The following is an 18,926-nucleotide window of genomic DNA, read 5'->3' on the forward strand; positions in this document are numbered from 1 at the left end:
TTTACGGGATGTGGTGGATTTGGCAAGGGTAGTAGCGGTTGTAAACCAAAAAGGAGGAGTGGGCAAGAGCACCACAGCGGTGAACTTAGGTGCCTACCTTGCAGTTTTGGGTAATCGAGTTTTACTTATTGACTGCGATCCCCAGGGAAATGCCACAAGCGGAGTGGGTGTTGAGAAAAGGAAGATCAAATTATGTATGTATAATGTGCTCATTGGGGGCAGATCTTTGGATGAGGTGATTTTACATACCGCGATCGAAAACTTTCATGTGGCACCGGCCCGGATTGATTTGGCAGGTGCGGAAGTGGAACTGGTGTCGACCATATCCCGGGAGTATAGGTTGAAGCGGGCCCTAGAGGGCATTAAGGGGAAGTACGAGTATATACTGATTGATGCACCACCATCCTTGGGATTGCTTACGATAAACGGTCTTAGTTGCGCGGATGGCGTGGTGGTCCCAATTCAATGTGAGTACTATGCACTAGAAGGCCTCAGCCAGTTAGTTAGTACAATAGATCTAGTGCGGAAACACTTAAATGAGCACCTGGTGATTGACGGGGTACTAATGACCATGTATGATGTCCGAACGAATTTGAGCCAACAAGTTGTGGAAGAAGTACAGGGGGTCTTTGGGGAGAAGGTCTTTAAGACTATTGTGCCGCGTAATGTCAAACTGAGCGAAGCTCCTAGCTTTGGACAACCGATTGTCCTGTATGATGATCGTTCGAAGGGTGCCTTGGCCTATCGAGAACTTGCGGAGGAATTCATAGGAAGACTAGGTGCAAAGGCGAGCTAAGAAACCGGGGAGGATAGGAAAATGGCGGAGGAACAGACGGCAAAAGGGAGAAAGGCCTTGGGAAGAGGGCTTTGGGCGTTAATGCCTCAGGAAGCCGAAAAGGAAGGGCGCTCCATCCGGGAGATTAGCATCGGGGAGATTACCCCTAATCCCTATCAGCCTCGGGAAGAATTTGACGAAGAAAAACTGAGGGTTTTGGCAGAATCCATTCGGCAGCACGGTGTGATGCAACCGATTGTTGTTGTCGGTGGCGACGAAGGATACGTTCTTGTGGTAGGGGAACGACGGTGGCGGGCCGCTAAGATGGCCGGCTTAGAGAAAATCCCGGCAGTGGTTCAGAAGATGGATGAGCGTAAGATGATGGAATGGGCGCTCATTGAGAATGTGCAACGGGAAGACCTAAATCCGCTAGAAGAGGCCAGGGCTTACGAACGACTGATCAATGAGTTTGGTCTTACTCAGCAGGAAGTAGCCGATGCTGTGGGAAAGGCCCGGACGACAGTCACAAATCTACTACGGGTACTCCAGGCAACCCCCTTTGTCCAGGAGTTGGTGGCGAAGGAAGTGATCTCAACGGGTCACGCGAAGACGTTAGCCGGGGTAAAGGATGCCCAGCTGCAGGAGGCCTTAGCGCGGTACGTGGTGAAGCGGGGGCTTTCGGTTCGCCAAACCGAAGCCTTAGTTGAGCAGGGGAATGTTCCACGTGGAACATCCAGGGCGAGGGCTAATCCGGAGCTTGCTCTGGTGCAGAACGAACTGGGGGATGCACTGGGCACTAAAGTGTTGATCAAACAGCAAAAGGGTAAGGGCAGGATCGAGATTGAATATTACTCGGAGGATGAACTACAGCGAATCATCGACTATATCCTGAAGAGTGAGTAACGGATGTTCCACGTGGAACATCCGTTACTCACTCCCGATAGGAGGCTTTGATCATAACCCATGTTAGAGCAAGGACACGCCATCGGGAATAACAGGGAATGTATAGCACCGGGAAGCGACTTACGGATTACTGTTCACTTTCCAACCCCTCGTACCTATCTTTGTCGTTGTCTGGGAGTAGATGGCGTTCTAGTGCAGCTCTCTAATCCTAGAGACGGGGGCCGATCAGCGCTTGTCACCTCGGGGGCGACTGTGGTCATTCAGGAACCGGGCACTGACTTGCCCCCTTTCTATGGACGGATTGTGCAAAGAACTCGCTGGGGATTAGTGGTACAGATTGAGTACGACTCTAGTTTGGACACAGTTATCGCCTTAGCCGGTGGGAAGGGATCTGTAGGTAGATCCTTTCTTGCACTTAACATAGCATATGAGTTGGCCAATCTAGACAAGAAGGTAACCTTAGTGGACGGAGACCTGACAGGGGGACACTTGCACCGGTTATTGGGGATTGATGCCATCGCCCACCTTGGCGATCTGAGCTGCGGAGAACTAAAGGTAGAGGAGGTACTCACCTCAGCCGCAGGCGGTCTCTTTCTAATTCCAGGGTTGCCCGTACCTACGGAACCTACGGGTCTTGGTCTAAGTAGGCTTCGGACAGAGCTTGGGCGGTTAGAGAACTCGATGGATTACCTAATCGTAGACACCTCTCCCACCTCCTATCATGGAACCTTTGAGCTTATGAAACTCGCAGGGGTAGTCGTGCTGGTATCAACTCTAGAACCCCATGCTATCGTGGATATCTACGCCGCGGCCAAAACACTAAAAGAGAACAATAGGAAGACTGGGTTGCATTTACTTCTAAACCAAGTGGACTCCCATGGGGAAGCGAGCAAGGCGGCGGAAAAGATCTGTTTTGTAATCCAGGATGTGATTGACTATCCAATTGACTATCTCGGCGCAGTGCGCTTCGATAAACGGGTTCGGAAAGCAGCCTATCAACAGGTACCCTTAGGGATGGTGGCACCGGGCAGCCCAGCTCGTAGGGACATCCTAAACCTAGTTCGAAAATGGCTAAGAAAAGAATAACTAGCCTGATCATTTGTCCTTCACCAGATGTACTGAAGAGACCTCAGATTTTTTTAACGACGGGTTTCACGGAGGAATGAGAATGGATCGAACTCAAATCTTAAGGCTCCTGGAAAAGGTTCAGACAAACCAGATGTCCGTGGAGGAGGCAGCCAGAAGGCTAGAGGACTTACCCTACGCGGACTTAGGGTTTGCCAAGATAGACTTTCATCGTTCATTGCGGCAAGGTTTTCCTGAAGTTGTCTATTGCGCGGGCAAGACGCCCAAACAAGTAGCGGAAATTGTGAAGGTGTTAAGACAGAAAAGTGATCGCATTCTGTGTACCCGGGCCACAGAGGAAATGTTTCAAGAGACAAAGAAACTGGTGCCACAAATAGAGTATAATCCAATAGCTAGAACTCTAACAGTAAAACCCACAGAAGATTTCACTTATCCCGGTACCATTGCTGTTTTAAGTGCGGGTACGTCGGATCTGCCCGTGGCTGAGGAAGCGGCCATTACTGCGGAGATGGCCAACAACAAGATAGTCCGGGTGTATGACGTTGGTGTTGCGGGCCTACACCGCTTGCTAGACCAAAGGGACAAATTCAAACACGCCAATGTGATTATTGTGGTTGCCGGGATGGAAGGGGCACTGGCCAGTGTTGTGGGAGGATTAGTGGACCGGCCGGTGATCGCCGTCCCCACCAGTGTTGGCTACGGAGCCAGTTTTGGCGGGCTTGCTGCGTTGCTTTCAATGCTAAACTCTTGTGCGGCCGGAGTCAGTGTGGTAAATATTGACAACGGATTTGGTGCTGGTTTTACAGCCGCTCGGATTAATCGCTTGATCGGTGAGGCAAGGCAACATGACTAGACCGGACCGTATTCATGTTACTAGGTTTCCAGAGGACGGTTCCTTTGCGACGTTTCTGACTTCACTGGGACAATTGCCACCAGATGGCACCCGGGGATTATCCGCGCAAGGTAAGGCAGCCTTCCTCAGTAGAGCCTTGAGTCAGCAGGGAATCACCATGCTTACTGCTACCACCTTACCTTTTCGGTATAACTGGATTACATTGGTCCAGCAATTCTTTAAGGGGAATCCACCCTTTGTCCTTCTAGCAATCACTCTAGGATCTACCCACCGAATTGCCTGGGGGGTTACCCGTACAGGAAATTATTCTGCCTCTCAGTGCTTGGTCATCAGAAGTTTGGTAAAGACTCTACCGAATCTAGGGGAGATTCTCGGTCTACCCGGGGTCTTGGACTGTTTTGTGACCCGGGGTTATAGTGCGTCTTTTCCCTTTCTGGTTACCGTTTTGGTCCGGCCCGGAGCCTTGGAAGCTGTAGAACTGATTGATAGATTCAGACCCTGTACGGTAACCATTCAGCCTCGGGCTATGCTAGAACGTTCCGTTGAATCCACCTAGACCAGAGGGAGGAAATAACAAGTCCGTGTCGAATCTTTGTCTATATCCCTTCATGAACGAAGGATATCCGGCATAATCCTGTAGGGAAAGGGAGGATGTTTAACAGGATGGAACGTGGGCACAGGAGGAAACGGAGAAGTCGCGATTCCATGACGATCATGTTTCTTCCGTCGGACCAGGGGACCATCAAGAAGATACGTGTCAGTCCGTGGGTGGTATCTAGTGTGATCGTGGGCATAGTATTGTTTATGATTGCCTTTGGTTGCCTATTCTACTCCCACATTACGAGTCGGTCCTACATAGATTGTCTTCTTGCTAGTCTTAACGACAAAGAAAAACAATACCAACAGGCTTTGTACCAAATTGATGAGCAGAGGATCCGGTTGGAGCTTTATGCTTCAAAGACCGATTCCTTTAGAGCCCAATTGGCTCTTCTTGAGGGCCTAAGTGAGGAAGTTATCGGTATTCTCGAGGAGACAGGTACAATATCTCCAGAAGCCATCCTGACTAAGGGCTATACTTTTCCGGATTGGGACAATACCGCAAATATCGGTGGCGGTATTGGATACCGCGTGGATCTGAATGACTGGATTTCCGATAATATCGATTGGATTCAAGAGCAATTGTCTTTCCGAGAGGCCAGTCTAGTAGGATTGGTGGAGGAAGCAAAATCGTACCGAGAGCTTTTGGAGCGAACACCTTCCTTATGGCCGGTTCTTGGACGGATTAGTTCTACCTACGGATGGCGTCCTCATCCTATCAGTGACAAGCAGCAGTTCCACGATGGGATTGATATTGCAGCCCCTGCGGGTACCAAAGTTCGTGCAACCGCCACGGGAACAGTTACTCTAGCTAGGGACCATGGGGGATATGGGCTCACGGTAATAATAGATCACGGTTCGGGCGTGACGACCCTGTATGCTCATAACCAACAAATCTTTGTTCGTAAGGGACAAGTAGTAAATAAAGGGGATATTATTGCCGCGGTGGGCAGTACAGGGGTCAGTACTGGTCCCCACTTGCATTACGAAGTGCGACAATATGGAAAGCCAACGAACCCCTATCCTTACTTACCATAAGATAAGGAGCAGGCATAATGTTTCGAAAAAGTTCAGATGCAGGAAAAGCAATAGAGACGGTAATCGGAAAGAATACCCGTCTGGAAGGCAAGTTGGAAGTTGGGGGACTGCGGGTTGAAGGTAGTATCCAAGGTGACATTGAAAGCACCGGGGATGTAAGTATTGGCCCAACAGGTGTTGTCCTTGGTGGTATCAAGGCGAAAAACGCCATTATTGCAGGGAAGGTCCAAGGCGAAGTAGAACTTGAACAGAGGTTGGAGATTCTATCAGGTGGATACCTCGAGGGCACGGCTGCCATGCGCACCCTTGTTATTGATGAGGGTGCGGTGTTTAAAGGACAGTGCGATATGCTAACCGAGGACAATGGGCAAGTTCGTTCTGGTAAGCATCCGAGCAAACATCCAAAGGGCGAAGGTGTGGCATCCAGTTCCACTGCATAAACCCATCTGTTTTGCGATAGACTAAGCAAAACAGGAGGTGGGTCTATTGACGAAAAAGACTATAGCCGTGGAAGAAAATCTGGGTAATGTCAAAGCCGTGTTGCAGGAACGGGGATTTGACATTGTCAGTGTTGATCGGATGTCCTCAGATGTGCAGGCCGTGGTAATCAGTGGCATGGACGAAAATCTGATGCAGATCCAGGATCGTGTTGTTGGGGCACCGGTTATTTCCGCCGCCGGGAGGACAGCCGAAGAGGTCCTGGCCGAAATACAGCGACGTATTCCTTAAAGCTTACTGAGCCTTGGTACTTAGCCAGGGCTTTGGTTTTGTCAGTTAATACCTCCTTGTGGTCAGTAGATTGCTTTATCCCGCGGGTCTTGAAATGGTAACAGCCCAAAGTCCTGTTCATTGATTGCCGGTGAGTAAAGGTGAAAATGCTGCAATAAGGCCAGCCGAAGCCCTGCAATCACTAGCTCTGAAAGCCTTACCACTAGGTTTAGGCGAGTATTCTGTAAAACGAAGTACTCCATGAAACCTCCGACATTAACCACACCGACTATATGAAGATGACCTACCTGTGGTAGTCTCTTATTTACTCCGGTTCCGGGGGATAGGGGACCGGGACGGACACTGATAGTACCCACGTTGTCGGCTTTACCTAGGCAGGCATCAACTGCAATAATTGCTTCTTGCTCATCCGCAGGAAGCTCCTGCAATATCTCATCTAGATTACCAGCATGCACCGGGGCGTCTAAAGTTCCATAGACTGTGACTCCTGGCAGGTTGAGTCTTTCAAACCCCGTTCCCACCAAAGGGCCTAAGCAATCTCCAGTTGAACGATCGGTCCCTATACAAAACAGGGTGATTGGTCGCTTGGGGACAAACACCTCTTGGAGATGGTCTATGAGTGTAGAGGCTAGCTTAATGGTGGCGTTGGGATCATCTACTGCGACCCGGTTAGGAGCAGAGAGACCCAATACCTTCTTCAACTTGTCTATGGGGCCTTCCAATGTCAACTCACCTACCCTCGGAAGATGCTCCAATAACACATCGATAAGAGTATATGAAGACGGGGTCTTCTTTATACATGGAGTGGTAATGTGGCCAAACTGGCCATATACTTACCACAGGAGGGAGAATCTTGGGAAAGAGGCGGGAGACCTTTAAACTGGCTGCGACCTTTACCGGGGCTATTATTGGCGCGGGGTTTGCCTCGGGAAGGGAGGTCTTACATTTTTTCGGAAGGTTCGGAACCTGGGGATTTGCTGGGGCGTTCCTTGCGATGATTGGATTTACCTGTTTGGGCGGATGTCTTTTCCTGCTTAGTTACCGCTCAGGAAGTCATTCTTATCTGGAGGTATTGCCCCATCTAGGTGGCACGGTAATGGGAAAAGCCCTTGATTTTTGGATGATCACCATGCTTGTTGTCAGTGTCGGGGTGATGTTTGCCGGAAGTGGCAGCCTCTTTCAACAGCAGCTCCACCTGCCTGAATGGATGGGTTCGTTTTCTATGGCTGGACTTGTGGCGTTAATCCTCCGGAGGGAAACATCGGGGTTGTTATCTGCCAGCGGGTTCTTGGTACCTCCCCTTTGTCTCATCCCGGTGCTTCTAGCGATTAACGTCTGGATCCAGGGGGGCCAAGTGGATATCCATCACCCGATAATCAAGGATATGGGTTATCCCGCGTACTGGTGGAGCTCGGCGATCATCTACGTGGTCTACAATATCTGCTTAGGAGCCGGTGTGATTACGTCCTTCGGCCGTGCGATTAAAGACGAAGTCCAGGCCATGTCCGCGGCTGTATTGGGGGGATCACTGCTTGGTGTTGTCCTCGGGGCCTTGTTGTTTACTTTACTTAGCTTTAGAACCGAAGTGCTCCATCTAGAGATTCCCCTACTTGCCATCATGGAAGGGTATGGGCCCCTATGGACTGTGGGCTTTTCCATAGTTTTGTGGCTAGCTATGCTAACAACCGCGGCCGCGAATACACATGCCATTGCGTGTCGTTTTGATGGTTACCTGTGCCCGTATCGGAGGGCTGTATCCTTAAGTCTTGTAGTTGGTCTTGGCATAGGCTCCTTTGGGTTCGGCGATTTGGTCAAAGCAGCCTATCCCCTGTATGGATATGCGGGGCTGGTCTTGCTTGCCTTTAGTCTTGTCAGCGGCCTATTCAGGAAGTTGTCTCGAAAATAGGCAGGGAAATCCAGATCCTGCGGGGAACTTGAATATACAAGGTCGACCTGGGGTGAGCATATGTGGGTCATGGTGATGAATCGTAACCGGATCATCTTCATATCTTTGCTGATCGGGTTTTGCGCCATTGTGGGCATGGGTATTGGGTATGTCACAGGATGTTGGGACGAGGGAGTCATTTTCCCCGGTGTAAGCGTCGACTGTGTGCAATTGGGCGGGTTGTCTATCACCCAGGCGGCATTACTCCTCGAAGATGTCCAACCATCGTTACTCCCCATCCAATTGATTGGACCTGGGGGTTTGTCGTGGGAGCTAACACCGGAACAGCTTGGCTTTGTGGTGGATGTGGATGCCATGACAGCCTACGCCTACGGTATTGGGCGGCGGGGCTCCTTAAAGGATCAAGTCAGTCAAAGGATTAAGGCGGGCCATGAAGGAATAAGCATTCCTTGGATCCTCAAAGTCCAAGGAGAACGCTTTGGGACACTTGTTCAGGAGCTTGCCGGACGACTATACATTCCTCCTCAAGATGCCAGCTTCCATGTGAATCCCGATGGTTCAATTACCATTATTCCTTCGGTTCGGGGGCGCGCTCTGGACGCGGATCGAGCTACGCTCTTGATCAAGAATGCGGTTTTGGGTTCGGCTCAAAACACCGTTACTTTACCAATCGTCTCACTTGAACCGAGGCTTACGACTGAAGAAGCAGAGAACTGCCAGATCAACGCCCTACTAGCCTCTTATACCACACATTACAATACCAAAGACGTTGACCGCTCCCATAATGTAGCTTTAGCGGCCTGTTCCCTTGATGGTGCCATTTTGCACCGGAAAGAGACCTTTTCGTTCAATAGCCGTATTGGGTCCAGGGTTTCAGCCCGGGGATATCGGAATGCGCCGGTGATTGTTGATGGTGAGATGAAACCAGATATTGGTGGTGGCGTCTGTCAAGTTTCGAGCACCCTCTATGCTGCTGTTGTCTTGGCGGGTCTTTCCATTGTGGAGCGTTTTCCCCATTCCATTCCTGTGACTTACATGCCCCTTGGCCAAGACGCAACTGTGGTTGATAATGTAACTGACCTTAAATTTCAAAATGATCTCGACCACTGTGTTCTCATAAAGGCCAAGGCAGAGGAAGGGACCCTCACCATTGATATTTATGGACAAAGGCCTGGATTTATCCATGAACTTTTCACCCAATTTGAACACGAACTGGCCCCGTCTACGGTATATGTATCCAAAGCAGAGTTATCTCCTGGTCAGCAGGTGATCGAAAAACCAGGTGCCCGGGGATTTGTTGTATCTGTTTGGAAGATCCAGAGAGATGAGAGGGGACTAGAGCACACCCGGACCTTTGTTAATCGAACGATTTACCAAGCCCGTCCCCGCATCATCCAAGTTCCCGAGGCTGAGTAGATACGATCTAATCATGGTAGCCTTTTGGTTTATAGATCAGAATCATTGTTTTCTTGCGCCATTTTAGCAAGGGATCCACGATGATCTTTAGTAATCTGATCATATCCTTGCCCTCCTTTTTGGCCTACTACCCTATTTAGTATATAGCTGTTAACATGATTGTGTGCGTGTTACACCGATAAGATAGTTGCAGATACCAGGAAGGCACGGTTAGTTGTTTCGTCACAGCTATGGAAAGGGTGGATCAAACTAGGCCCTTGGGAAAATAACCGAACGGTGTTAGTTGTGGGGGTTACAGTGGAGTTGAAATTACCCAGAACGCTACCTATTGCGGGAATGCAACTGTTAGGTTATAATATGAGCTAATAAAACCCTATAGCATGTAAAGATGATGAAGGAGAAAAGTACGAGGGGTTGTTCTTCATGCCAGAGAGTCGGGGATTGGTGGAAGCCCGGCGAAGGATGCCTTTCCGAAGTTCTCTCCGGAGTTGCCCACTGAATGAAACCAGATTTCTAGTAGGTGCGGCCGGAGCTTTCGCCGTTAAAAGAAAGCAAGTATCGGTCTTATTGTCTAATTAAGACAAGGAGAGGTACTTTGTCCTAAGGTGAGCTGTATCTTCTTTACAGCTAATTTGGGTGGTACCGCGGGAAGTAGATCCCGTCCCTATAGGGACGGGATTTTTTTGTTCCCAAGAAGGAGGAGTATACAATGAACCCAGATATCCAGTCGCAAACCAGCCCGATGAAGCAGAACAGAACTATACCTGTTTACGTGGGACATACGATTATTGGTGGAGGACGTCCGGTTATTATGGCAGGACCCTGTGCCGTGGAGAGCAAGGAGCAGATGCTTCGTATTGGGAGGGCGGTCGCCGATGCCGGGGCCGATGTGTTGCGTGGTGGTGCATACAAGCCCCGTACGAGCATCTCCAGCTTCCAGGGATTAGGCTTGGAAGGACTTGAGTATTTACGGGACACGGGTGGAATCCTAGGGCTTCCAGTGATTACGGAAGTTATCTCTCCGGTGGATGTTGAACTTGTTGGACGATTTACGGATATTCTACAGATTGGCTCCCGCAATATGCACAACTACCCATTGCTTCTGGAGGTCGGACGTACAACAAAACCAGTACTACTAAAAAGGGGCTATGCAGCTACGGTTGAGGAGTGGCTAGCCGCCGCTGATTACATCGCAGCGGGAGGTAATAATCAAATTATCCTATGTGAGCGGGGGATCCGCACCTTCACCTCTCAGACCCGTAACACCTTTGATATCAGTGCTATCTGCCTGGCCAAAATGCAGAGCACCTTTCCTGTGATCGCGGATCCGAGTCATGCCGCCGGTATTCCTGAACTGGTACCCCATTTGGCTCGAGCGGCGATAGCTGCCGGTGCCGATGGTTTGCTGATCGAAGTTCACGATCGACCCGAGGAAGCATTATGTGATGGACAACAAGCTTTATCACCCCAGGTTTTCCGGGAGCTTGTTAGGACTGTTCGGAAGATGACAGAAGTTTAGGGGGGAGTACTGTGTATACACTGGCATACCTAGGGCCTCCAGGCACTTTTTCTCAGGAAGCGGCCTTCAACTTCGCAAAAGCATGGTCGATCCAATGTCGACAACTAGCTTGTGCTGACTTTGATGAGATTTTCGAGCTGGTCAGTGAGGGTGCAGTAGACTTTGGCATCGTTCCAATTGAGAATTCGCTTGAGGGATCCATTAGCGTGAATCTAGATCTGCTTGTTTCTGCGGATGTTCAGATCCACAATGAACTCATTCTTGGTATCGATCACTGTCTGCTCGGATATGATCACGCCGTAACCGTTACCGAGATTATTTCCCATCCCCAGGCCTTGGCCCAGTGTCGAGAGACGGTTAAACGTCTCTATCCTGGGGTTACCCTTAAGGCGGCCTCCTCAACTTCTCAAGCAGCTAAGGAAGTGGCCTTAGCAAACACCATAGGTTGTGCTGCCTTGGGGACAAGGGCTGCAGGGCAAATGTACGGCCTTAGAGTCTTAAAGGATAATATGTCCGATAACGCAGAAAACCAGACAAGGTTCTTGGTAATCTCCCGAAATGACCATGCCATCACAGGAACAGACAAGACATCTATAGTTGTCTCTCCCCAGGCAAATCGGCCCGGGGCACTGCATAGTATCATTGAACCCTTCGCCCGGTATGGTATCAACCTTACCAAAATCGAGAGCCGACCGTCGAAACGGTTTTTGGGGGAGTATCTGTTTTTCATTGATTTTGAGGGACATCGACAGAACCCCTTAACAGAAAGGATTCTAAATGAATTGACGGTAAAAACCAGTTTCTTGAAAATGTTAGGTTCCTACCCCAGACAGCCATGGAGGAGTACGGCAAAGGTCGTGCTTTAGGCAAGACCTTTGCCGCGATGAGAGATCAGTTCGTGACTGCTATCTTCTCCAGATACTTATATCTGTTCCAGTTTACAGTAATGTTTGCTTGCTGCTCCATCTCCGCAAGTAGGGCGCCGATATCCGCTTGTTCTAGCTTCAGCTGTTGTTCGATCATCGCGGTTAAGGCATCGTCCAGTTGCGCGGGTGTTGCCTCTTTTCGTCCAGTAACCTTAATCACATGATAGCCAAGATAGGTTTCCACCACCTGGGAAAGTTCTCCTTCTTTCAGGGCAAAGGCCGCTGCCTCAAAGGCTTCGGGAAGCTGTCCTTTGGTTACCCAACCTAATGCTCCGCCCGTTTGTACGGTCATATAGTCAGTGGATTTCTTCTTTGCCATCTCAGCAAAGTCCGCACCGGCTTTGAGCTCTTTTAGAATCTGTTCAGCTTCTTGCTTATCGTCTACGACAATATGATGGGCCTCGACCATTTCAGGTTGTCCCAAATCATATTTATGGGCCTCGTAGAAGTCCGCAACAGCGCCCTCGGCTAATTCGATGCCTTTGGTGGCCAAGTGTTCTAATGTCAAGGTCAACGTGATGTCTTGACGGAGACGCTCCATTGAAATGTTAAAGTGTGCTAGGGTCTGTAGGAAACTCTCCTCTGAGGGATACTGGGACTTGATTTCATCTAAGCGTTGTGTAATGGAGGCTTCACTAGGTACAAAGCCGTCCGTGGCACCTGCCTGGCTGATCAGTCGCTCCATTACCAGCTGCTCCAGTACCGTTGTACCATATTCCTCTTCTAGTCGGGCATAAAACTCCTCTTGGGTAATTGCCTCATCGTTTACCGTAAGAACCACCGGCTCGACACCTGCCAGTGAGTGCAAGCTATTTCCGTTTGCCAGAAACAGTGCAAACATCACAAGCAACGTTCCTAGCAACACAATTGGGAATCGGAACTTCCTATTCACATAAAGCTTACCCAAATCACAAACAACCCCTTTGTCTAAGATTTGCATGGTCTAGGATCAACCATACACATCTGATTCGCCCTAGATGGGCAAACTCCTTGTGTTTTCAACAAAAACATACTGACTCAAGAGGAAGACTTGCTTTTTGGGTGGTATCAGTTCCAGGATTGCCAATAATACCAAGCGCTGCTATTATATAATCACTACACCGAGAAAGGGGACGGACATGCAGTTTTCTGTGGGTGATGTGATTCAAGCACGTAAGATGCATCCCTGTGGAAGTTTCCATTGGGAGATTATGCGCACGGGTATTGATTTTCGCATTAGGTGTTTAGGCTGTAATCGAGTTATTATGTTACCCCGGCGCAAGTTCGAAGGCATGGTCAAAAAAGTAATCAGTAGCAGCTATGACGAAGAAGCATAGTCTTATACTATCCCGGCGTTTCGTTAAGCCCTAGCTGTAGTCACCTTCCCTGCCTTTACCAATTTTGATGACCTCCACCAACTACTTACCAGAGAGATTGCTTCGATGACAGCGAAAGACCGATCATAACGCGCATTGAAGCGAGTTTGTCCAAGCATGGTCCACCTGTATCGCGGTTTGGTACCAACCCAGCTTGAGAAGATGCTAGTGCCGATCACTCATGCTCCCCAATCGTGTTAGTGAATCAAGACCTTTGCGGGAAGGATTTATCTGTGTCGTTCTAGTTGCTAGCTTCGGAGCAAGAACTAGCAAGTCACTACCGCTTAACAAAAAGTTCCAGTAGCATAGATGCATAACCGAAGCCTCAGTGTCAATTTAGATCACATGCTAACAATCATGAGGATAACATCGAGCTTGTCCGGGGTACTTTAAGGAAACCCAGTGATTTTGGTTACCGATACGATATCATCTTCGGCTTCAAGTGCTAGGTGCCCGAGGCGTTGGTTAACAGAACTCAGGTGTGTAGGCTTCCTGATGGACTGTTACGACTACTAATCGCAAAGGTAGATTCATAGCTTATCTAGACCAAGTCTGTCTACAATGACTTGCGGGGCCTCTATTCCAAATTCCATCTTGCTATCGGATGGGATATGGTGTCCTAGTGTGTTTTCGCAAAAAGTGAAGTAGCCCTTAGCTCCAAGGGTCTCGTTCCAGAACTTGACAGATTCCATGATTCGCAGTAAACACTTGATCGGTGTTGCAAAGTACTCCTTCATCCGCGCACCCTGCAACTGCTTGGCCGCAATAGCTTGGTAGATCTCTTGGTTAGTAAAAGGGTCAAAACTCATGCAAAGACCATGGCTTAGCGCCAAGTTGAACTCGTTCTCGACCTGACTAAAGTCGTAGTCTATGTCCTTTAAGTAGCCATTGACTTTGATCAAAGACATTTGAACGGCTTCTAAGGTACGCTGGTCATTACGTCTTGGTTCCTCTCTATGCAGTTTCAGTAGGTTGCTTTCCATGGGAAACAGACAGAAAACGTATCTAGTCTCTTCGCCTCTGGCTATTGTTCCGAACTCCTTGGCTAACAATGCGGGTATTCTGTCCATATGATAGGGTTTCACCTTAGTGCGCTTGGAAATCATTTTTTCCTCCCGTCTACCTACGGTTCGCATTCAATATAGCGTGCTAGAAGGTTTTCTTGAGGTGTCTGTTCCGGCCGCGTAGTCCAGGTTTTGGGCCAGACACTAACCCCTTCTCTCTTGACAATAGTTCGAGATCGAGCCACCGATTCCTTTTGGGTTCTCGGGTAAGCCAATAGATGCTGGGTTAACGACTTGTCAAAAACTACATTGATAAATTAGTTAACCCGGGAAGCGGTTACACAAGCATCAACCCCGATCTACTAAAGGATCGTACCGCACAGACAAAGCCGTAAAGGTACTGCAATCAATGAGGCTACGGCCGCCGATAAGCCGGGCTTACGATTGGCTTGACCGCCAGTGAAAGAGTCGAGGTCCGTGTAAGTAGCATCAAATCAGCAAACGTCAACTGATCCAGAATAACAACCTCAAAACACTTTGACAGATTTCATATTTCGGGGGGTTTCCATGAATACCCACTCCTGGCGAAAGCATATCTTGTAGTAGAATGGCTGCTGCTGATAGTCCCGGGATGGAAGGAGGTCAACGACATTGCCTGATCAAGCCGCCATACACAAAAGGCATATGAGGTGATCCGAAGATGAAAAGAACATTACTTTTCCTCATTGGCTTAGCTTTAGTCTTGGGTGTGACTGTCATAGCTAGCGCCGAGGAGGTAACTCAAAGGTGGGATTTCGCGGTTGAGGTTATGCCATACATTATGGCTGCGGAGAGCCCCGTTAACGGGTATGGTTACGGGGAGTATCAACTCTATGGACCAGGATTCGCCTGGGGGTATATTGGGTTTCATACCAACTGGCGTAATGCTGCCTACGCGAATACACCGGTAAGTGTTACTATTCTTGGCAACAATGCCGCCGGTGATAACTCACCCGTCTTTGCGCGGCTACAACAGGGCAGCCGGGCTGGTGAAGGTCGGTATGATCGATTGGATACCTGGTGGTTGGTCATGGTACGGGTTAATGAAGTACAGAAAGACTACAATGCGTGGGCGGGTAAACTAGGGGCAAACGGCTTTCAAGTAGAGAATTTTGAGGGATTCCTTGAGTGGGAAGATCCCGTGCCCCATAATGGAGAGATCAATGTTGCGGCGTTTGTACATGTAGATGGTCCCGATGCAACGGCAACTGGCCAAAATCCGTACCCGTTCAACACCAAAAGATGGTGGCAGTCGGCTGACGCCGGCATATACGAGTGCTACTTAACATTCGTTTATGCACCCAGCCTAGACTAGATATGGCATACATGACAGGGAAGATTTCTTCCCTGTCATGGCAAGTGGGGAGGGGATGTCTATGCGCAGATTCACTTTATTCCTGGTTCTAACTATTATCCTCAGCGGAGTAGTCGGACATGCACAGCAGCAATATAGCCTCGTGAACACCTTTGGTATTGTTCCGGCGGAGTATCGAGAGGATCTAAGTCCTGGGGCAAGTAAAGAATACAAGCTTACTCTCGTGAATAACACCCAACGCACGCAAACATATAAGATTGAGTCAAACAGTGTAGGGCTGGACCGTAGTGGCCAGCAATACTATTTAGATGCAGGATATAAGATGGATAATTCAGCGGTTGATTGGGTCCGGTTTCTTAATCTGGGATTTAGCGGCGAGGTTATGGTAGAAGCGGGCCAGGAGGCCAGTATTAACGTACAGGTAAATGTCCCTTATGGTGTCCTCCCCGGTGTGTACTATGCGATGGTATTTGCTGAGCCAACCGAGTATAGCGTAGCAGGGCAAGGGGCGCTAACAACCATGTCCAAAAGTCGGGTTGGAGCCTTACTACGTATCACCATACCCGGGCCAGAAGCGGCCTTCAATGTATATAGTACTGTGGACCAACTTACAATTTTGGAGCCTGATCCGGTGAAGGTGGAGCTTTACCAAAGAATGATTAATTACCTACGGGACTTCCAGGAGATTACAGCTATCGCGACAGAACTTAGTAGTATCCTTGCCGATATAGGTTATCGTCTGGACCAAGAAGCGTATACAGCCATGTCCGAGGAAGACCAGGGAATGTATTGCTTAGGACTGGCTGATTTCCTAGCTGAGCTAAAAATGGAGGAACAGTCAATTAGGATTATGGCCACACTGCAAACCTCAGCACGGAAAATGATTGTAGCCCAGGGAGAAGCCTTTGTCTACGAGGAATACAAGGATGAATCAGGCCGTACGCATCGCCGCTTGCTGGATCGGTTCCTACTTACACCGGTGGGAAGCAATATTAAAGGGCAAGGCAGCATCTTTCCGGGGGGACTGAGGGATTTCACCGGTTCAGTACACCGGCCACTAGCCGCGGGTGAATATGCCCTTGAGGTCAAATTCGAGTACGGTGAGCAGGGGGCCAAATACAGACGTATCGCCCTGGGACAGCAAGGATTTACGGTTACGGAGGATATTGCTCGGCAGCAAAGGGATATCCTGACTTTAGACGTGGACAAGGAGCTGCTTCAGTATGTCATGGTACCAGGAGGCTTTCATGTGGAGACAGTTGTACTGGAGAACCTAGATCTTGTCGAGTCGATGGAAGTCTTACTCGTTACCAATGTCGAATGGCTTAGAGTTTCGACTGAGGCATGTGTGATCCCGCCTGGTCGCACCAAGACCATTGCTATCGCTGCACGAGTCCCAAGGGACGTGGAAAAAGTTCAAGGGGAAGGGAATGTCTTCATAGTTGCCAAGACCGGCAAAACAATATCGGTAGATGTGAAGCTAATAGATGCACGAATCTGGTCTTCTGGGGGGACAACAAATGAATAGGAAATCTATGGCCGTAGCCATGACAGTCTTGGTTTTTCTGCTTAACGGGATAGTAGTCTTAGCCGCTACAGATAACTTGATCTGCTTAGACGTTTTCAGTAGCGACATTCGTAATGCTTTACAGGACTTGGCCTATGAGGCTGATGTAGTTATCCTAGTTGACGATTATATCCAAGGATATGTAACGCTCTCGTTAACCGACGTTACAGTAGATCGGGCCATTGAGGTGTTATGTATGAAAGGAGGTTTTGGGTTCAAAAAGCTCGAGGAGGGCCTGTATGTTGTTGGTTCCACGGAACCTAATAACCCAACCTTTCAAAAGTATGCCGATACTAAGGTCGTACATGTGGACTACCTTGATGCAGAAGAGGTCATATCTTTACTGTCCCATTACGAGATGTATCTTAGCGCTAAAAATGGCGTCCTGACGGTTCGGGCTTGGCAGAACCAAATGAGTTTTATCCTTGCCGATATTTCGGCGATAGATCAACCGATTCGGCAAGTAGAAGGAAAGGTGATCATTGCCGAGGTGACAGCCGAAGCAAAGGCACAACTCGGTCTAGGCCGAATAGTTGGTGGTCTTCCCTCTGGTAACGAGATAACACTAGGAGGTCCCGGAGGAGTGACTATTGGTTTCTCAGACTCACTTACCATCGCGTCTTTACTACACATTTTGCAGGCAGAGGGGAAAGCGTTGCTCAAGGCCACAACAAGTATTGTGGTTCCTGAGGGCAGCGAGTCAACAATCTCCATCGGCAGAGAAGTCAGACAACTAGTCAAAACCCAAGTTAACTCGGGTTACACAATCGAGAACTTGAAGGTCAATACTTACCTTACCCTAGGTGTAGAGCGAATCACATCGAAGGACGAGATTAGGCTCAGTTACGAAGTAGTCGCCCAGGATTTAGCTCAAAACCTGACATCGGATATTCCAGAAATCCTCTCACGGTTGGCCAATGGCACAGTTATTGTTGATAACAATTCCGCCTTTGTCATCGGTGGCTTGACTAAGAATGTTGAACAGGAGAGTACCGGTGTTATCCCACCACAAAAATCTAAGACCACCCAGGATACGGAATTGCTAATCATTATTATGCCGCACATTGTTGGTACCCCGATGCCGGAGGCGAATCTAATGGAGGAGTATGTCAATAGGTTTACTCAGAGTACCCAGACTGCCATGGAGCAAGCAAAGAGCCTTGAGACTAGTACCCTCAAGTTACGCCTAAACACCTACTACTCACCGGGTCTGAATGACTATCTTGCAGATAAGGGCTATGAGACCTTCCCGATTCGAATGGGGCTTGAGGGACAGCTCAACTTCACTCCAAACATAGGCGTTTATTGCACAAAGGCTAACGCCCAGAAGGACCTAACAAAAGTTGAAATGTTTGATTGGGGACTAGTCCTTCAAACATCGCCCTCCAGCGTAGCAGACGCATACTTGGGGCTGGGTGGGGGCAGCGGAAAGGTAAGCTTCAATACAACGGTTACTGAGTTTGACTACTATGCGGCGAAGGCCGGTGTTGATGTTAAACTAGGCTCACTCCTTTTTGGAATTGGCTATAGTTACGCGATGACTGACCATGAAGGACTAGATTTGGATACAGCCTATGTTACAGTGGGCTGCAGTTTTTGACTCTTGGGATGTGGCGCATCGAACAGGAAGGTGAAGTCTGACCCATTAACTAGTTAATGGGTTAGAACCTCCCAGGCAGTATCGGTGGGCTAGAAATTGGGTAAGACCTATGGCCTGGGGAGGCAATTTTTTGGATGTATCTTGGAATACTGCTAAGCGGATCCAATGGTTCCTCCCCATCCTTTAAAAAGATTTCGCAGTACAAACGGGAATCTGCTTCTGCCAAATCTACAGAATACCTACCGCAGAGTCTAGTCAATACTCCCTCAAGAAGGTGGCTCCAATCCAACGGGTTATC

General features: G+C 49.0%; 19 protein-coding genes and 1 other annotated feature. Of the genes, 16 read left to right on the plus strand and 3 right to left on the minus strand.

Going from position 1 to position 18,926, the window contains the following annotated elements; all coding sequences use genetic code 11:
* Positions 1–19 precede the first annotated feature (19 nt).
* The 8 genes from M0Q40_04420 (at position 20) to M0Q40_04455 (ending at position 5,981) form a co-directional block, all read left to right on the plus strand.
* Positions 20–796 (plus strand): AAA family ATPase, encoded by a 777-nt coding sequence (locus tag M0Q40_04420; GenBank protein ID MCK9221856.1) that lies wholly within the window; start codon positions 20–22, stop codon positions 794–796.
* A gap of 21 nt (positions 797–817) precedes the next feature.
* On the plus strand, positions 818–1,678 hold the full coding sequence (locus tag M0Q40_04425; GenBank protein ID MCK9221857.1) for a ParB/RepB/Spo0J family partition protein: 861 nt from the start codon (positions 818–820) through the stop codon (positions 1,676–1,678).
* A gap of 192 nt (positions 1,679–1,870) precedes the next feature.
* A complete protein-coding gene (locus M0Q40_04430; protein MCK9221858.1) occupies positions 1,871–2,764 on the plus strand; it encodes a P-loop NTPase in 894 nt (297 codons plus the stop codon).
* A gap of 82 nt (positions 2,765–2,846) precedes the next feature.
* On the plus strand, positions 2,847–3,617 hold the full coding sequence (gene larB, locus M0Q40_04435; GenBank protein ID MCK9221859.1) for a nickel pincer cofactor biosynthesis protein LarB: 771 nt from the start codon (positions 2,847–2,849) through the stop codon (positions 3,615–3,617).
* Complete coding sequence (locus M0Q40_04440; GenBank protein ID MCK9221860.1) at positions 3,610–4,173, plus strand: hypothetical protein; 564 nt, start codon at positions 3,610–3,612, stop codon at positions 4,171–4,173. Before larB ends, M0Q40_04440 begins: the two co-directional genes overlap by 8 nt.
* 149 nt (positions 4,174–4,322) lie before the next feature.
* Positions 4,323–5,252, plus strand: coding sequence for a M23 family metallopeptidase (locus M0Q40_04445; GenBank protein MCK9221861.1), 930 nt, complete (start codon positions 4,323–4,325; stop codon positions 5,250–5,252).
* Between the two features lie 17 nt (positions 5,253–5,269).
* Positions 5,270–5,692: a polymer-forming cytoskeletal protein gene (locus M0Q40_04450; GenBank protein MCK9221862.1), complete on the plus strand. Its 423-nt coding sequence runs from the start codon at positions 5,270–5,272 to the stop codon at positions 5,690–5,692.
* 46 nt (positions 5,693–5,738) lie between these two features.
* Complete coding sequence (locus M0Q40_04455) at positions 5,739–5,981, plus strand: YkuS family protein (protein ID MCK9221863.1); 243 nt, start codon at positions 5,739–5,741, stop codon at positions 5,979–5,981.
* A 62-nt stretch (positions 5,982–6,043) separates the two neighbouring features.
* Here M0Q40_04455 and yyaC read toward each other — a convergent pair whose 3' ends face one another.
* Positions 6,044–6,682 carry a spore protease YyaC gene (yyaC, locus tag M0Q40_04460; protein MCK9221864.1) on the minus strand — a complete coding sequence of 213 codons (639 nt, stop codon included), beginning with the start codon at positions 6,680–6,682 and terminating at the stop codon, positions 6,044–6,046.
* Positions 6,683–6,834: 152 nt separating this feature from the next.
* Between yyaC and M0Q40_04465 the strand changes: the two genes are divergently transcribed.
* The 4 genes from M0Q40_04465 (at position 6,835) to pheA (ending at position 11,688) form a co-directional block, all read left to right on the plus strand.
* On the plus strand, positions 6,835–7,887 hold the full coding sequence (locus M0Q40_04465) for a hypothetical protein (protein ID MCK9221865.1): 1,053 nt from the start codon (positions 6,835–6,837) through the stop codon (positions 7,885–7,887).
* Between the two features lie 60 nt (positions 7,888–7,947).
* On the plus strand, positions 7,948–9,303 hold the full coding sequence (locus M0Q40_04470; GenBank protein MCK9221866.1) for a VanW family protein: 1,356 nt from the start codon (positions 7,948–7,950) through the stop codon (positions 9,301–9,303).
* A gap of 382 nt (positions 9,304–9,685) precedes the next feature.
* Positions 9,686–9,972: a binding site (T-box leader), on the plus strand.
* A gap of 40 nt (positions 9,973–10,012) precedes the next feature.
* Positions 10,013–10,822: a 3-deoxy-7-phosphoheptulonate synthase gene (aroF, locus tag M0Q40_04475; protein ID MCK9221867.1), complete on the plus strand. Its 810-nt coding sequence runs from the start codon at positions 10,013–10,015 to the stop codon at positions 10,820–10,822.
* An 11-nt stretch (positions 10,823–10,833) separates the two neighbouring features.
* Positions 10,834–11,688 (plus strand): prephenate dehydratase, encoded by an 855-nt coding sequence (gene pheA, locus M0Q40_04480; protein MCK9221868.1) that lies wholly within the window; start codon positions 10,834–10,836, stop codon positions 11,686–11,688.
* Positions 11,689–11,713: 25 nt separating this feature from the next.
* Here the strand turns inward: pheA and M0Q40_04485 are convergent, their stop codons facing one another.
* Complete coding sequence (locus M0Q40_04485; protein MCK9221869.1) at positions 11,714–12,655, minus strand: peptidylprolyl isomerase; 942 nt, start codon at positions 12,653–12,655, stop codon at positions 11,714–11,716.
* Between the two features lie 211 nt (positions 12,656–12,866).
* Between M0Q40_04485 and M0Q40_04490 the strand changes: the two genes are divergently transcribed.
* Complete coding sequence (locus M0Q40_04490) at positions 12,867–13,064, plus strand: DUF951 domain-containing protein (protein ID MCK9221870.1); 198 nt, start codon at positions 12,867–12,869, stop codon at positions 13,062–13,064.
* A 569-nt stretch (positions 13,065–13,633) separates the two neighbouring features.
* Here M0Q40_04490 and M0Q40_04495 read toward each other — a convergent pair.
* Positions 13,634–14,209 carry a hypothetical protein gene (locus M0Q40_04495; protein MCK9221871.1) on the minus strand — a complete coding sequence of 192 codons (576 nt, stop codon included), beginning with the start codon at positions 14,207–14,209 and terminating at the stop codon, positions 13,634–13,636.
* A gap of 598 nt (positions 14,210–14,807) precedes the next feature.
* Here M0Q40_04495 and M0Q40_04500 point away from each other — a divergent pair.
* The 3 genes from M0Q40_04500 to M0Q40_04510 all read left to right on the plus strand — a co-directional run bounded on the left by M0Q40_04500 (position 14,808) and on the right by M0Q40_04510 (position 18,628).
* Positions 14,808–15,461, plus strand: a complete 654-nt coding sequence (locus M0Q40_04500) for a hypothetical protein (protein MCK9221872.1) — start codon at positions 14,808–14,810, stop codon at positions 15,459–15,461.
* Positions 15,462–15,522: 61 nt separating this feature from the next.
* Positions 15,523–16,989 carry a hypothetical protein gene (locus M0Q40_04505; GenBank protein ID MCK9221873.1) on the plus strand — a complete coding sequence of 489 codons (1,467 nt, stop codon included), beginning with the start codon at positions 15,523–15,525 and terminating at the stop codon, positions 16,987–16,989.
* Positions 16,982–18,628: a hypothetical protein gene (locus tag M0Q40_04510; GenBank protein MCK9221874.1), complete on the plus strand. Its 1,647-nt coding sequence runs from the start codon at positions 16,982–16,984 to the stop codon at positions 18,626–18,628. The genes M0Q40_04505 and M0Q40_04510 overlap by 8 nt, the downstream gene beginning before the upstream one ends.
* The last annotated feature ends 298 nt before the right edge of the window (positions 18,629–18,926 follow it).

Source organism: Limnochordia bacterium, assembly GCA_023230925.1.
Taxonomy (GTDB): Bacteria; Bacillota; Limnochordia; order DUMW01; family DUMW01; genus JALNWK01.